We start from the raw sequence: 15,964 nt of genomic DNA, 5'->3' as shown, positions 1-15,964 counted from the left end.
GCCAAGCACTTATTGCATATTTTTTCTGCAGACGTATTATTCACTCGTTAGATAGATATAGAGATACAAACCATGACATTCAAACCTGAACTGGCAACCCATACTTTAGAAGCTGAAGGCCTGCGTTGTCCGGAACCAGTAATGATGGTCAGGAAGACAATTAGAAACATGCAGGATGGCGATGTGTTACTGGTAAAAGCTGATGATCCTTCAACCACTCGTGACATCCCGAGTTTTTGTCGGTTTATGGATCATCAGTTGGTCGGCCAAGCGACTGAAGCTTTGCCGTACCAGTATTTGATCAGAAAGGGGTTGGAGGCGTAACGCCCCACCGACTATCAAGTATCAAAAAAGCCGCTCGTACCTTATGTTCTTTAACAGAACTCAGAGTACGAGCGGCTTTTTGTTTATTCATTTCTAGATTTGTTTTGCAGATGCTCCAGCTGATGCTGAATTTCTCGAATATCTTTGCGCATCGGAATAATATGCGCGACCCGAACCCAAGCCTCTACCGCAAGCCCGGTCATAATCATCGAACCAGCCACCATTGGCAGCCACATATCCGTCAACACCATACCTAACAGTGTAAGAGCCAAACCAAAGGTAAATAGATAGCTTTGGCTTTGTGGAGTAATACCCATATAACGCGTCAACATAATCATGCCCTCGTGTTCTTAACTCACAAGATTAAAATATCATGACAAGTATGACAGTTATATGTCCATTCGCTCGATAACTCCCACAATACTGTAAGAGTATGACCTACAACACATTACTCTACTGGTTGAGTATAATTAGCCTCAACGTTATCCATTAATAGAACGCAGCAGCGATAGCCAAACCGACGAATAACAAGGCTGTGATCTTACGAATCAGATCAAGAGGCATCTTGTCAGCGGATAGCTTACCGATTATCACCACAGGCACATTCGCCAACAACATGCCAATCGTAGTACCCAAGATCACCCACGTTAATGCATCCGAATATTGCGCCCCTAGAATGGAGGTCGCAATCTGGGTTTTATCACCAATCTCAGCAATAAAGAAAGCGATAAAACTGGCGACAAATGGGCCTCGGTTCGAGATCTGTTCATCATCGTCCAACTTATCGGGAATCAGAATCCAGCCTGCCATCGCAATGAAACTGACCACCAGCACCCATTTAAGAACTTCGGGAGATAAATAATCGGCGACCACAACCCCGAGCCATGCAGCAAGAGCATGATTGGCAATGGTGGCAAAGAAGATAGCCGCAATGATAGGTATCGGCTTGCGATATCGACTGGCTAATAAAAGAGATAGCAACTGAGTCTTATCACCGATCTCGGCTAAGGCGACAGTTGTAATTGAAATTGCTAAAACGCTCACGACATGCTCATTTGGGACGGAGATTATTATATTTAACCAAAGACAAACCTCGCGCCCCATCCCGGTTCACGATGCTTGTCTAAGGTCTTGCTAAGCGCCACCAAGGTGGTGGTTGCCTCGAACGCCATGATGATTTTGCATCAATTATGTTGACGGACGAACTCATTCAATAGGATATGAATAAGTAAGCTACTCCCCAAAGACCGCGAGATTCTAATCACCTACGTACTCAAAAACAAGTGTCAAACTTATCAAAATATCCACTTGTACCGAAAAACAAACATTAAAGGCAAAAAAATCCACTAAACGACATTTTAGACCACTAATTAAACAAGATTACCCCTACTCGCTTTACGAATATCTCGGTATACTCAGAGGTTATTTTTATCACTCATTTAAAAGAATCGCGCGAACCTGACTATGCAAAAATACGATATCAAAACCTTCCAGGGAATGATCCTCGCGCTGCAGGATTACTGGGCACAAAACGGTTGTACCATTGTTCAACCACTAGATATGGAAGTAGGTGCTGGCACCTCTCACCCAATGACATGTCTACGTGCACTTGGCCCAGAGCCAATGTCTACAGCTTACGTACAACCTTCACGTCGTCCTACTGATGGCCGTTACGGTGAAAACCCTAACCGTCTGCAGCACTACTACCAATTCCAAGTAGCGCTAAAACCATCGCCAGACAATATCCAAGAGTTGTACCTAGGCTCACTAGAGGTTCTTGGTGTTGACCCACTTGTTCACGACATTCGCTTCGTTGAAGATAACTGGGAAAACCCAACACTAGGCGCATGGGGCCTTGGTTGGGAAGTATGGCTAAACGGCATGGAAGTCACTCAGTTTACTTACTTTCAACAGGTTGGCGGACTTGAGTGTAAACCTGTTACCGGCGAGATCACTTACGGTATCGAGCGTCTAGCAATGTACATCCAGGAAGTAGACTCAGTTTACGACCTAGTATGGAACGTAGCACCAGACGGTTCTAACGTGACTTACGGTGACATCTTCCACCAAAACGAAGTTGAGCAATCAACGTACAACTTCGAGCACGCAGACGTAGATTTCCTATTCACTTTCTTCGACCAGTGCGAAAAAGAGTGTAAAGAATTACTTGAGCTTGAGAAGCCACTGCCGCTTCCAGCTTACGAGCGCATTCTAAAAGCAGGTCACGCATTCAACATCCTTGATGCGCGCAAAGCTATCTCTGTAACAGAGCGTCAACGTTACATCCTTCGTATCCGCAACCTGACTAAAGCTGTTGCAGAGGCGTACTACGCGTCACGAGAAGCGCTTGGCTTCCCGATGTGTAAAAAGACAAACGAGGAGAAGTAATCATGGCGAAGAATTTTCTAATTGAACTGGGTACGGAAGAGCTTCCACCAACGGCACTTCGTTCTCTAGCAGAAGCCTTTGCTGCTAACTTTGAAGCGGGTCTTAAAACAGCTGAGCTTTCTCACGAAGGCGTGAAATGGTATGCAGCACCTCGCCGCCTTGCACTTAAAGTAACAGCACTGGCTGAAGGCCAAGCGGACAAAGTGGTTGAAAAGCGTGGCCCTGCAATCTCAGTAGCATTCGATGCGGAAGGCAACGCAACGAAAGCGGCACAAGGCTGGGCTCGCGGTAACGGTATCACTGTTGAACAAGCTGACCGTCTGAAAACAGACAAAGGCGAGTGGCTTCTTTTCAAACAAGAAGTAGCTGGCAAACCAGTTCAAGAATTGGTGATGGACATCGCTGCGAAAGCACTGGCTGGCCTACCAATTCCTAAAGCAATGCGCTGGGGTAACTCAGACATTCAATTTATCCGTCCAGTAAAAACACTGACAGTACTACTAGGTGATGAGCTTGTTGAAGGCGAAATCCTAGGCGTAGCATCTGCTCGTACTATCCGTGGCCACCGTTTCATGGGCGAACAAGAGTTCACAATCGACTCTGCTGACCAATACCCTGCGATCCTAGAAGAGCGCGGTAAAGTAATGGCGGATTACGAAGCGCGTAAAGCGATCATCCTTGCTGACTCTCAAAAAGCGGCAGCAGCGGTTGGCGGTAAAGCTGACCTAGAAGATGACCTTGTTGAAGAAGTAACGTCTCTGGTTGAATGGCCAGTAGTACTTACAGCGAAGTTTGAAGAAGAGTTCCTAAAAGTACCTTCTGAAGCTTTGGTTTACACCATGAAAGGTGACCAAAAGTACTTCCCTGTTTACGACGAAAACAAGAAGCTACTTCCTAACTTTATCTTCGTATCAAACATCGAGTCTAAAGAGCCTCGTCACGTTATCGAAGGTAACGAGAAAGTGGTACGTCCACGTCTTGCTGATGCTGAGTTCTTCTTCAACACAGACCGTAAGCGTCCGCTGATCGACCGTCTTCCCGAGCTAGACCAAGCTATCTTCCAGAAGCAGCTTGGTACTATTAAGGACAAAACAGACCGCATCACAGAACTTGCTGGCTACATCGCTGAGCAAATCGATGCTGACGTTGAGAAGTCTAAGCGCGCAGGCCTACTGGCTAAGTGTGACCTAATGACATCTATGGTATTCGAATTCACGGATACACAAGGTGTAATGGGCATGCACTACGCGACTCACGATGGTGAAGACGAGCAAGTTGCACTGGCACTTTACGAGCAGTACATGCCTCGTTTCGCTGGTGACGACCTACCAAGCACGGGGATCTCTTCAGCAGTTGCAATGGCAGACAAGCTAGACACTATCGTAGGTATCTTCGGTATTGGCCAAGCACCAAAAGGTTCTGACCCATTCGCTCTACGTCGTGCATCACTAGGTGTACTACGTATCATCGTTGAAAACGGCTACAACCTAGACTTAACGGATCTGATCGGTAAAGCGAAAGAGCTACTAGGCGACAAGCTGACTAACGACAACGTAGAAGCTGACGTTATCGACTTCATGCTAGGTCGTTTCCGCGCATGGTACCAAGATGCTGGTTTCAGCGTTGATATCATTCAAGCGGTACTAGCACGTCGTCCAACTAAGCCAGCTGACTTTGACCAACGTGTTAAAGCGGTTTCTCACTTCCGTGAACTGGAAGCAGCAGAAGCACTAGCAGCAGCGAACAAGCGTGTAGGTAACATCCTTGCGAAATTCGATGGCGAGCTACCAGCTGACATCGACCTAACACTTCTTCAAGAAGACGCAGAGAAAGCACTGGCTGAAAACGTTGAAGTAATGACAGAAGCACTAGAACCCGCATTCGCTACAGGCAACTACCAAGAAGCCCTAAGCAAGCTTGCTGATCTACGTGAACCGGTTGATGCATTCTTCGATAACGTAATGGTGATGGCTGATGACGAAGCGCTTAAGAAGAACCGTCTAACGCTACTGAACAACCTGCGTAACCTGTTCCTACAGATTGCTGACATCTCTCTACTGCAAAAATAAGCACGAGTGAGACAGTTACTCTAAGTCATACTCTGAGTAATTAACAGTAAACACCCAAAGGGAAGCGAAAGCTTCCCTTTTTGTTTTTGTGAACCAAGCATTTGTTTGTAGAGGTGTTATTGATTATCTGAATGAATCAGCGCTCAGACTGTAGAGGGCATTGTTTGCTATAACTGACCTGTTTATTCAGGGGAAGGGAACAATGAAAAAAACAGTACTCGCGCTTTCAATACTCGCACTCAGCGCATGCAGCCAAACCAATGACAACAACCTACTGCTGACGATTGATAACGACACTGTCGTATTCGAATCATCCGGTAAAGGCACTGTTATTGCTGAACAGGAACTCGCTAAAGGTAGCTATACCTTCTCTATCGGCGATACTCAAAAGACCTGTGGCACCAACTATGCGCTGGCTGAAGAAAACCGCATCAAATTCAATAAACCCCTTCGCCTAGACGACTGCGCCGAGAAGTCTGAATTAGATATCAAGGTCTTTCGCGCTAACACCTATCAGTTTACGCTCAACCCACAGACCAATGAGCTGACGGTTCAAATAAAACCGAAGCAACAACAAGTACAAAGCTTTGCTTGTCCGGTTCCTAGTGACGAGCCAACGACCATCGACGTTGCTCAAACCTTTGATGATGGCACCGTGGTAAGAGACGCTCTTTCAGGCAAACAAGTCACAGTAACGAATGGCAGCGTCACCATGCAGCCTGCAGAAAACAGCCAAGGTGTTCTGCTGCTTGAGAAAGTAGAACCAGAAACCAAAGCTGACTTTAGTTGGGATAACGCCACGGTTTACTTCGTAATGACTGACCGTTTCCATAATGGTAATCCTGATAACGACAACAGTTATAGTCGCAGCCAAGATGGACAAGACGAAATCGGTACCTTCCACGGTGGTGACTTGGCAGGCTTAACCGAAAAACTCGACTACATAGAATCACTCGGTGCTAATGCTATCTGGATAACGTCTCCGTTAGAGCAAATCCACGGCTGGGTTGGCGGCGGTGATCGCGGTGACTTCAAACACTACGGCTACCACGGTTACTACCATCAAGACTGGACCAAGATCGATGACAACATGGGCACCGAAGACGAGCTGAAAAACTTCATCGATACCGCGCACAGCAAAGGCATTCGCGTTGTTTGGGATGTGGTAATGAACCATACAGGCTATGCGACGCTTGCCGACATGCAAGAGTTTGATTTTGGTAAGCTCAACCTAACTGATGAAGAAGCCAAACAAACACTTGGCGAAAACTGGACAGACTGGCAGCCCACTAAAGGTCAGAACTGGCACTACTTCAACAACTACATCTCTTACAGCGACAAAGAAGCGTGGGAAAAGTGGTGGGGCAAAGCTTGGCTACGCAGCGATATCGGCGCCTATGACTCTCCGGGTTACAATAACCTCACCATGTCTTTGGCGCACCTGCCCGATTTCAAAACAGAATCGACAGAGACAACCGGACTGCCTAACTTCTATCGTAATAAATCCACCAGCGCGACCGATGAACTCAAAACACCTCGTGACCATTTAATCACTTGGTTATCGGATTGGGTGCGCGAATATGGTGTCGATGGTTTCAGAGTCGATACCGCTAAACACGTTGAACTCGAAGCATGGGCAGAGCTTAAAGAGAGCACTAACCAAGCGCTTGCAGAATGGAAGCAGAACAACCCAGACAAAGCCCTGGATGACCTGCCTTTTTGGATGACAGGTGAAGTGTGGGCGCACAGCGTTGTGAAATCCGATTACTTCGCTAACGGCTTTGATTCGATCATCAACTTTGAATTCCAAAGTGATATCGCACCCAAGGCGCTTAAGTGCTTGTCTGATCTCGATGCTGACTACCTTCGCTACGCAGATAAGATCAACAACGACAGCGAATTCAACGTTCTGAGTTACCTATCGTCTCACGACACCTCGCTATTCTGGACACAGCACGGCAGCGACTTTGCCAAACAGACCAAGGCAGCAAACGCATTGATGCTGGCTCCGGGGGCGGTGCAGATCTATTACGGCGACGAAATTGCACGAGACTTTGGCCCAACAGGTTCCGACCCTATGCAAGGCACTCGCTCTGATATGCCTTGGGATCAAATCACAGGCGAACGAGCGCAACTGTTAGACCACTGGCAAACCCTTGGCCAATTCCGCCAACGCCACCCAGCTGTCGCGCAAGGTAAGCACATCATCCGCAACAGCAAGGGCTATTACGCCTTCGAGCGCCAATATAAAGATGACAAGGTGTTGGTTGTCTATACCGGTTCGAAATAAACGTTCATTAAAATAAACCGTAGAAACTAAAAGGAGAAGCTCAGCTTCTCCTTTTTTGATCACAAAACACTCGTTCAATAAGAAAGCGAACACTCATTAGCTAAACTTTATAGAAGTTTTTTTCGTGTTAGAGCATTTGGCGCTATGCGTCGCAAAAACATTGCGGTATGTTCAAGGAATACACTGATGGCAGGCATAAGGCCTGCCTTAATGACACATAACAAGCAATCACAATGAATTAGGTAAAATAAGTAATGCAGTTCTCTAAGTTTGGTGAAAAGTTTAATCGTTACTCTGGAATCACTCGTTTAATGGATGATTTGAATGATGGCCTGCGCACTCCTGGCGCTATCATGCTCGGTGGTGGCAACCCAGCCGCCATCCCAGCCATGCTCGATTACTTTAACCAAGCCAGTGCCGATATGCTCGCCAATGGAGAACTCATCGCCGCCCTCGCCAACTACGATGGTCCGCAGGGCAAAGACAGCTTCATCAAGTCGTTAGCGGCAATGCTGAAAGAGACCTATGGTTGGGACATCAGCGAAAAGAACATCAGCCTGACTAATGGCAGTCAAAGTGGCTTCTTCTACCTATTCAACCTGCTAGCAGGCCAACAGCCTGACGGCTCGCACAAGAAAATCCTACTGCCGATCGCACCGGAATACATAGGCTACGGCGACGCGGGTATTGATGATGATATCTTTATCTCTTACCACCCAGAGATCGAGTTACTAGAAAACCGCCAGTTCAAATACCACGTCGATTTTGAACAACTCAAGGTTGATGACTCGGTTGCCGCTATCTGTGCTTCTCGTCCAACTAACCCAACAGGTAACGTACTGACCGACGAAGAAGTGCGTAAACTGGATAAGCTGGCGCGTGAAAACAACATCCCACTGCTGATCGATAACGCTTACGGCCTGCCGTTTCCAAACATCATCTTTGAAGATGTCGAACCGTTCTGGAATGAAAATACGATTCTGTGCATGAGCCTTTCTAAGCTTGGTTTGCCGGGTGTGCGTTGCGGTATCGTGATTGCGAGTGAAGAAGTAACACAAGCATTGACCAACATGAATGGCATCATCAGCTTAGCGCCAAACAGTGTTGGCCCTGCGATTGCTAACCACATGATTGAAAAAGGTGATTTACTGCGCTTAAGCAGCGAGGTAATCAAACCTTTCTATAAAGATAAATCGCTACGTGCAGTTGAGCTCTTACAAGAAGCGATCGATGACCCTCGCTTCCGTATCCACAAGCCTGAAGGCGCGATTTTCTTATGGCTATGGTTTGATGAACTGCCGATTACCACCATGGAGCTGTACGACCGCCTCAAAGCTCGTGGCGTATTGATTGTTCCGGGTGAATACTTCTTTATCGGTCAAGAAGATGAGTGGGATCATGCTCACCAGTGCTTACGTATGAACTACGTGCAAGATGATGAGGCGATGCAGAAAGGCATTAAGATCATTGCTGAAGAAGTGAAAAAGGCTTACAGCGAAAGTAAATAAAGGTTCCCTACTCTGTCGTACCTCCCCCCTCTATGGAATGACGCTGGCAGAACAAACAAAAAAGAGCACCTCATGAGGTGCTCTTTCACTTTTACTTCCCGATAGTTTTTGTCACTTGAATACCCTAAATAATTGGGGGTTCAGCTAGGCGACTAGAAAATTCAGCCCTATGAGCATAGGGAACCTATGTGATTAGGGGGAATTTACGACGTCAACAACGCTGTAGCTTCAAGTATGACGGGTATTAACCTTCTAGTAGGCTATTACCGTTGATAGCAATCTTACGTGGTTGCATCGCTTCTGGGATTTCGCGTTCTAGGTCGATGTGAAGAAGACCATTTTCCATGCTTGCACCTACAACTTTTACGTAGTCAGCCAGTTGGAATTTACGCTCGAAATCGCGCTCTGCAATACCTTGATATACGAAGGTTTTCTCTGCTTCTGCGTTACGCTCACCTTTCACAATTAGCATGTTCTCTTTTTGAGTCAGATCTAATTGGTCATCAGCAAAACCAGCAACGGCCATAGTAATACGGTAGTTGTTCTCGTCTTTTTGCTCGATGTTGTATGGAGGGTAACCGCCAGAAGAGTTCTTCGATGAGTTCGCTTCCATCATGTTGAATAGACGATCGAAGCCGATTGCGTTGCGGTAAAGTGGAGTGAAATCTACAGTTCTCATAATGCTATCCTTTTAGTAAGCAATAGTCTTAGCTGCGAATTTTACTTGGATCAAACCTGTGTGGGACCCAGTAAACAGCTAAGAGATTCAATTCGCATTCCTCGGGTTTCACCTCTATTGGCGACAACGCTGGGACATGACAATGAATCAATTTTTAAGTTGTGTGCTGCCAAAGTTATCCTCTATTGAGCGATACTCTAGCAACGGTTATGAAGGTTCTGTTTCTTCTCTTGTAGAGCAAGACAGTCATCCTCTTCACAACTAGATATGTGGATTGAACAAAATAGTTTCAAGGGATTATTTTCAATTATTTTCCAAAATCATTATTTTTCAAATACTTAAAAAACAAAAAAGACCGCCATTTCGGGCAGTCTTTTAAATAATATATTTAGTTTTTTGAGACGAAGCTATTTCGTTTTAGTTCAAGGAAGAGGCGCGGAGCATACGAATGTATGTGAGCACCTCTGACACAGAAATTAAGCGAAAGAGCGAAGTATCAAAGATACTAAACGTCTAGGTTAGCTACCTTCAATGCATTCTCTTCGATGAAGTTACGACGCGGCTCAACTTGATCACCCATCAGCGTAGTAAACAACAGATCTGCGCCAACCGCATCTTCGATCGTTACTTGCATCATACGACGACTTTCAGGATCCATTGTGGTCTCCCAAAGCTGATCTGGGTTCATCTCACCTAGACCTTTGTATCGTTGCAGGCTTAAACCACGACGAGACTCTTTAACCAACCAGTTCACTGCTTCAACAAAACTCGTTACCGCTTGAGTTCGCTCACCACGTTTAATATAAGCACCTTCTTCAATCAAACCATCAAGCGCTTCAGATAAATCCGATAATTTACTAAATTCTTTCGAGTTGATTAGGTCAATACTTAACAAATGCTCATGAGTTACACCGTGTGTACGCACGACAATCTTAGGAACACTTATTCCTAGGTCTTCGTGCTTTTCAACCTCAAGATTGTATTGGCTAGCACCCGTTTCTTTCGCGTTGAGCTGCTCTACAAGCTGCTTACCCCAAGCTTCAACAGCCACTTCATCATGACACTGCTCAGCGGTTAAGCGTGGCATATAAATCAATTCATGGATAAGTGCACGTGGGTAACGGCGACTCATACGATCAACAAGCTTAATACCGGCATTGTATTGCAGAACAAGCTTCTCTAATCCTTCACCAGCAAACGCTGGTGCTTCAGAGTTCACATGCAATGCTGCGTTGTCTAAAGCTAAAGATACTTGATACTGATTCATTGCATCTTCATCTTTGATGTATTGCTCTTGCTTACCTTTTTTCACTTTGAAAAGTGGTGGCTGAGCAATATAGATGTAACCACGTTCTATCAGTTCCGGCATTTGACGGTAGAAGAACGTCAAGAGCAATGTACGTATGTGAGAACCATCGACATCGGCATCGGTCATGATGATGATGTTGTGGTAACGCAGTTTGTCTGGGTTGTATTCGTCGCGGCCAATACCACAACCAAGGGCTGTGATTAGCGTTGCAACTTCTTGTGAAGACAACATTTTGTCGAAACGTGCTTTCTCTACGTTAAGGATTTTACCTTTAAGCGGTAAAATTGCTTGGTTCTTACGATTACGCCCCTGCTTAGCTGAACCGCCAGCAGAGTCTCCTTCCACAATGTATAGTTCAGACAGTGCAGGATCTTTTTCCTGACAGTCAGCAAGTTTACCTGGAAGACCCGCTAAATCTAATGCACCTTTACGACGTGTCATCTCACGAGCTTTACGCGCTGCATCACGAGCACGTGCTGCATCGATAATTTTCGAACAAACAATTTTCGCTTCACCTGGGTTCTCAATCAGGAACTCAGATAGTTTCTCACCCATTGTAGATTCAACTGCAGACTTCACTTCAGAAGAAACCAGCTTATCTTTGGTTTGGCTTGAAAACTTAGGATCCGGCACTTTCACTGAAACAATCGCCGTCAAACCTTCACGAGCATCGTCACCGGATGTTGAAGTCTTCGCTTTCTTAGAGAAGCCTTCTTTATCCATAAAACTATTTAAAGTACGGGTCAGTGCTGAACGGAAACCCGCTAAGTGAGCACCACCATCACGCTGAGGGATATTATTGGTGAAACAGTAAATGTTTTCTTGGTAACCATCGTTCCACTGCATCGCAACTTCGACGGTAATGCCATCATCACGCTCAGAATCGAAGTGAAAGATCTTTTGAATAATTGGGGTCTTGTTGGTATTAAGATGTTCAACAAACGCTTGAATGCCGCCTTCATATTCGAAGTGATCCATTTTGTCTTCTTCACGCTCATCAATCAGCCTGATTGATACACCCGAATTCAAGAATGACAGTTCACGTAGACGCTTAGCTAAGATGTCGTAATGGTACTCAATATTGGTGAATGTTTCTTCACTTGGCCAGAAACGAATCTCCGTTCCGGTTCTATCCGTATCACCTACAATAGCAAGTGGTGCCTGAGGTTCACCATGGTTATATGTTTGAGTGTGAATTTTTCCACCACGGTGGATAGTAAGAGTAACTTGCTTAGAAAGTGCGTTTACTACTGAAACACCAACACCGTGCAGACCACCAGATACTTTGTACGAGTTATCATCAAACTTACCACCAGCATGAAGAACCGTCATGATAACTTCTGCAGCAGACACGTTCTCTTCTGAGTGTAATTCTGTTGGAATACCACGGCCGTCATCGCGAACCGACACAGAGCTATCTTCATGGATAGTTACAATGATGTCATTACAGTGACCAGCTAGCGCTTCATCAATAGAGTTATCTACCACCTCAAAAACCATGTGGTGCAGACCGGTACCATCATCCGTGTCGCCAATGTACATTCCAGGACGCTTACGTACCGCATCCAGACCCTTCAGTACTTTAATACTCGATGAATCGTAATTATCTGACATAGTTACTCTCTGACTAATTATCCTTGCTCTATTTTGCCATGTTCCACATGAAACATCCTGCTATTTTCATCATGCATATCTGCAATCTGATCAGCGGTAATAGAGCTTACAAAAACTTGAGCCTCGGTCGCCTTTAAGCACTCAGCAAGACGTGCGCGGCGTTGGCTATCTAATTCGGAAGCAAAGTCATCTATTAAATAGATACATTGCTTTCCTGTCATTTGAGTGAGGTGTTGCCCTTGTGCTACTCGCAACGCGCACACCATCAACTTCAACTGACCTCGTGACAAGACATCTTCCACTGGAGTGCCGTTCACTTTTATCTTTAGATCTGCTTTGTTTGGCCCACTAAATGTGTAACCAAGCTGCTGATCCCTTTCAAAATTCTTCTCTAGTATCTCAGCGTATGGCGTGTCTTTTTCCCAGCCACGATAATAGTTAATCTTTATCTCAAACTCTGGCAAGAAGGTCGCACAGATCTCTTCGGCGACTTCTTTAAGTTGCTCAACATAGGTGGCACGCCAATGACTGATGTTTTCAGCTAAACGGGCCAGTTCTTGATCCCAATAGCTCAGCTCTCGATAATGCGTGGCTGTTTTCAATAATGCGTTTCGCTGTTTATTGAGCCGCTTTACCCTGCCCCAAGCATCATAAAAACCTGACTCACTGTGGAAAACTCCCCAATCAATGAATGCACGGCGATGTTTAGGTCCATCCGTCAGTAAATCAAACCCTTCCGGGTGAATCAACTGCAAAGGTAAGACTTGCGCTAACTGAGCCAACTTTTGTCCGGTTTGGCCGCTTATTTTAACCTCTGTCGAGCCATCACGCTGCTTATTAATGCCAATTGGCAGCTCAAATTGGTCCGAGGTCATAAAACGGCCATGTACAAACAGTTCACTGCACTCGTTTTGGATGATACGACCAGTTAGAGAACTTTTGAATGAGCGACCGTGCCCGAGCAGATAGACCGCTTCAAGGACACTGGTTTTGCCGCTTCCGTTAGCCCCTATAAGAAAGTTAAAGCCTGATGACGGTTGAATGTCACAGGCTTCAATATTTCTAAACTGCTTAACGATTAAGCGCGATAAAGGCATAGCGTCTTCATATTAATCTTCAATCACGACACAGTAGGTAAACGTTGTTGGTCAGTAAGCATGGTTGATTCACAAACAACGCTTATAAACGAATTGGCATAACAACGTACATCGCGCTGTCATCTTGCGCATTCTCAATCAAAGCACTCGCATTGGCATCTGACATTGATATACGAACCTGTTCACAACGCAGTGTGTTCAGCACATCCAATACGTAGCTTACGTTGAAGCCAATTTCTAGCGCGTCACCGTCGAAGGTGACGTCTAACACCTCTTCGGCTTCTTCTTGTTCTGGGTTGTTCGCGGTAATACGCATCTCGCTATCGACAAGGTTAACGCGAACACCACGGAATTTTTCATTCGACAGAATCGCCGCGCGAGAAAACGCTGAACGTAACTCATCGCAGCCGGCTTCTAATGTCTTGGTGGTATTCTGCGGCATTACGCGGCGATAATCAGGGAAACGACCATCAACAAGCTTAGAAGTGAAGACATAGTTGTTCACTTCAGCGCGTACATTAGAGTTACCAATTTGCAGCGTTACAGGCTGTTCAGGTGCATCCAACAGCTTGACTAGCTCTTGAACACCTTTACGTGGAACAATGATCTGCTTCTGAGCAAAATCGGCATCAAGTTGCGCTTGAGATACTGCCATACGGTGACCATCAGTCGCCACACTGCGCAGGATCGAACCTTCAATCTCGAACAACATACCGTTGAGGTAGTAACGAACGTCTTGGTTCGCCATTGAGAATTGTGTTTTCTCGATAAGACCGCGCAATTCAGCTTGTGTCACAGACACTTCAACTTCACTGCTCCAGTCTTCTATGTTTGGGAAGTCTGCCGCAGGTAATGTTGCTAATGAGAAGCGGCTACGACCAGAGCGAACCTGAATACGGTCACCATCCAATACCACAGTGATCACTGAGCTGTCTGGCAATCCACGGCAGATATCTAGGAATTTACGTGAAGGTACGGTAATGCTGCCCGCTTCGAAATCACCTTCAAGCGTTACACGGCTGATCAGTTCAACTTCTAGATCCGTCGCTGTCATCGACAACACGTTATCTTCTACTTTAATCAGTAGGTTTCCTAGAATTGGAAGCGTTGGCCTGCCACTGAGTGCGCCAGATACTTGTTGTAATGGCTTAATCAGATGACTACGTTCAATGGTAAATTTCATATCTTGCTCTTACGGTCTAAATGGCACTGCGTAATAGTACGTGGCCAAAATTCGGCTTATTAAGGTTAAGAATACTGTGTATTAAGAAGAAAGTGTACGAATCAAGTTCGAATAGTCTTCTTTAATGTCGTGACTCTCTTCACGTAGCTGAGCAATCTTACGGCAAGCGTGCAGTACCGTCGTGTGGTCACGACCACCGAATGCATCGCCAATCTCAGGCAAGCTGTGGTTAGTCAGCTCTTTAGCTAATGCCATCGCCAGTTGACGTGGACGAGCAACAGAACGAGAACGACGCTTAGACAATAGATCAGCGACTTTGATTTTGTAGTACTCGGCTACTGTCTTTTGAATGTTATCAATAGTGACCAGCTTTTCTTGCAGTGCAAGTAGGTCACGCAGTGCTTCACGCACGAAATCGATAGTGATCGGGCGGCCAGTGAAGTTTGCATTCGCAATAACACGGTTCAATGCGCCTTCTAGCTCACGAACGTTAGAGCGTAAACGCTTAGCAATAAAGAATGCCACTTCATCCGCAAGGTGAATTTGGTGGTCTTCTGCTTTCTTCATCAAGATCGCAACACGAGTCTCAAGCTCTGGTGGCTCAATCGCAACCGTCAAACCCCAACCGAAGCGAGATTTTAGACGATCCTCAACCCCGTTGATCTCTTTTGGATAACGGTCAGACGTTAGGATGATCTGTTGGTTACCTTCAAGCAGCGCATTAAAAGTATGGAAGAACTCTTCTTGAGAACGCTCTTTATTGGCGAAGAATTGGATATCATCGATAAGCAGCGCATCAACACTGCGGTAGTAGCGCTTAAATTCTTCAATCGCGTTATTTTGTAGCGCCTTTACCATGTCCTGAACAAAGCGCTCAGAGTGCATGTACACCACTTTAGCGTTTGGTTTGTTATCAACAATGGCGTTACCTACAGCATGTAACAAGTGCGTTTTACCTAAACCAGTACCACCATATAAAAACAATGGGTTATAGGCCGTTCCTGGATTATCTGAAACCTGACGTGCCGCCGCTAAACCCAATTGGTTTGATTTACCCTCAACAAAGTTATTGAACATATGTTTTGGGTTTACGTTTGAACGGTGATTCAAGTCAACCGCGACAGGCTCTTCATCACGCCAGATATTATGGACAGGCTTACGAGCTTGTAACTGCGCAGGAGCTGACGATTCAGCAGCTACATCAGCAGCTGTACGTGTCCTAGCAGGGGCGATAGTCTCAGGTGTTGCCGCAGTGGCTCGTTTACTTCCAATCTCAAAATGAAGATGTGGAATATCATGACCGCAATGTTCTCGCAGCAAACGGGTAATGCTATTTAGATACTTATCGCGAACCCAATCAAGTACAAACCGGTTCGGTGCAAATAGAGTTAGAGTATTGTCATTGAGCTCCGCTTGTAGCGGACGAACCCACATACTGAATTCTGTAGCTGGTAACTCTTCTTGAAGCTGTTGCAAACACTGCAACCAAAGCGAAGATGACAC

General features: G+C 45.7%; 12 protein-coding genes and 1 riboswitch. Of the genes, 5 read left to right on the top strand and 7 right to left on the bottom strand.

The features are described from left to right. Positions 1-72: 72 nt before the first annotated feature. Entirely contained in the window at positions 73-324 is a 252-nt protein-coding gene (gene tusA / locus OCV24_RS00060) for a sulfurtransferase TusA (RefSeq protein ID WP_017055492.1), read from the top strand. Positions 325-407: 83 nt separating this feature from the next. On the opposite strand, the gene OCV24_RS00055 is transcribed toward tusA, so the two are convergent. After that, positions 408-662, bottom strand: coding sequence for a hypothetical protein (locus OCV24_RS00055; protein WP_082710364.1), 255 nt, complete (start codon positions 660-662; stop codon positions 408-410). 151 nt (positions 663-813) lie between these two features. Then, positions 814-1,368: a TMEM165/GDT1 family protein gene (locus OCV24_RS00050; protein ID WP_017055491.1), complete on the bottom strand. Its 555-nt coding sequence runs from the start codon at positions 1,366-1,368 to the stop codon at positions 814-816. Positions 1,369-1,402: 34 nt separating this feature from the next. Further along, a riboswitch (yybP-ykoY riboswitch) is annotated at positions 1,403-1,578 on the bottom strand. Positions 1,579-1,788: 210 nt separating this feature from the next. Between OCV24_RS00050 and glyQ the strand changes: the two genes are divergently transcribed. The 4 genes from glyQ (at position 1,789) to OCV24_RS00030 (ending at position 8,579) form a co-directional block, all read left to right on the top strand. Beyond that, a complete protein-coding gene (gene glyQ / locus OCV24_RS00045; protein WP_046224867.1) occupies positions 1,789-2,712 on the top strand; it encodes a glycine--tRNA ligase subunit alpha in 924 nt (307 codons plus the stop codon). A 2-nt stretch (positions 2,713-2,714) separates the two neighbouring features. Continuing rightward, entirely contained in the window at positions 2,715-4,781 is a 2,067-nt protein-coding gene (glyS, locus tag OCV24_RS00040) for a glycine--tRNA ligase subunit beta (protein ID WP_060468927.1), read from the top strand. A gap of 202 nt (positions 4,782-4,983) precedes the next feature. Next, positions 4,984-7,071 carry an alpha-amylase gene (locus OCV24_RS00035; RefSeq protein WP_150879231.1) on the top strand — a complete coding sequence of 696 codons (2,088 nt, stop codon included), beginning with the start codon at positions 4,984-4,986 and terminating at the stop codon, positions 7,069-7,071. A gap of 254 nt (positions 7,072-7,325) precedes the next feature. Then, positions 7,326-8,579, top strand: a complete 1,254-nt coding sequence (locus OCV24_RS00030; protein WP_150879233.1) for a valine--pyruvate transaminase — start codon at positions 7,326-7,328, stop codon at positions 8,577-8,579. A gap of 244 nt (positions 8,580-8,823) precedes the next feature. On the opposite strand, the gene OCV24_RS00025 is transcribed toward OCV24_RS00030, so the two are convergent. From OCV24_RS00025 to dnaA, 5 genes are all read right to left on the bottom strand, one after another. After that, on the bottom strand, positions 8,824-9,258 hold the full coding sequence (locus OCV24_RS00025) for an Hsp20 family protein (protein ID WP_102507269.1): 435 nt from the start codon (positions 9,256-9,258) through the stop codon (positions 8,824-8,826). A gap of 505 nt (positions 9,259-9,763) precedes the next feature. Beyond that, positions 9,764-12,181, bottom strand: coding sequence for a DNA topoisomerase (ATP-hydrolyzing) subunit B (gyrB, locus tag OCV24_RS00020; RefSeq protein ID WP_017055485.1), 2,418 nt, complete (start codon positions 12,179-12,181; stop codon positions 9,764-9,766). A gap of 17 nt (positions 12,182-12,198) precedes the next feature. Then, positions 12,199-13,278: a DNA replication/repair protein RecF gene (recF, locus tag OCV24_RS00015; protein ID WP_017055484.1), complete on the bottom strand. Its 1,080-nt coding sequence runs from the start codon at positions 13,276-13,278 to the stop codon at positions 12,199-12,201. Between the two features lie 82 nt (positions 13,279-13,360). Beyond that, entirely contained in the window at positions 13,361-14,461 is a 1,101-nt protein-coding gene (gene dnaN / locus OCV24_RS00010) for a DNA polymerase III subunit beta (protein WP_150879234.1), read from the bottom strand. Positions 14,462-14,542: 81 nt separating this feature from the next. Beyond that, positions 14,543-15,964: a chromosomal replication initiator protein DnaA gene (gene dnaA, locus OCV24_RS00005; RefSeq protein WP_150879235.1), complete on the bottom strand. Its 1,422-nt coding sequence runs from the start codon at positions 15,962-15,964 to the stop codon at positions 14,543-14,545.

The organism is Vibrio kanaloae, from assembly GCF_024347535.1.
In the GTDB taxonomy this organism is placed as follows: Bacteria; Pseudomonadota; Gammaproteobacteria; order Enterobacterales; family Vibrionaceae; genus Vibrio; species Vibrio kanaloae.
Note: the sequence above shows the minus strand (reverse complement) of the source record. Positions and strands in the feature narration are given on the sequence as shown.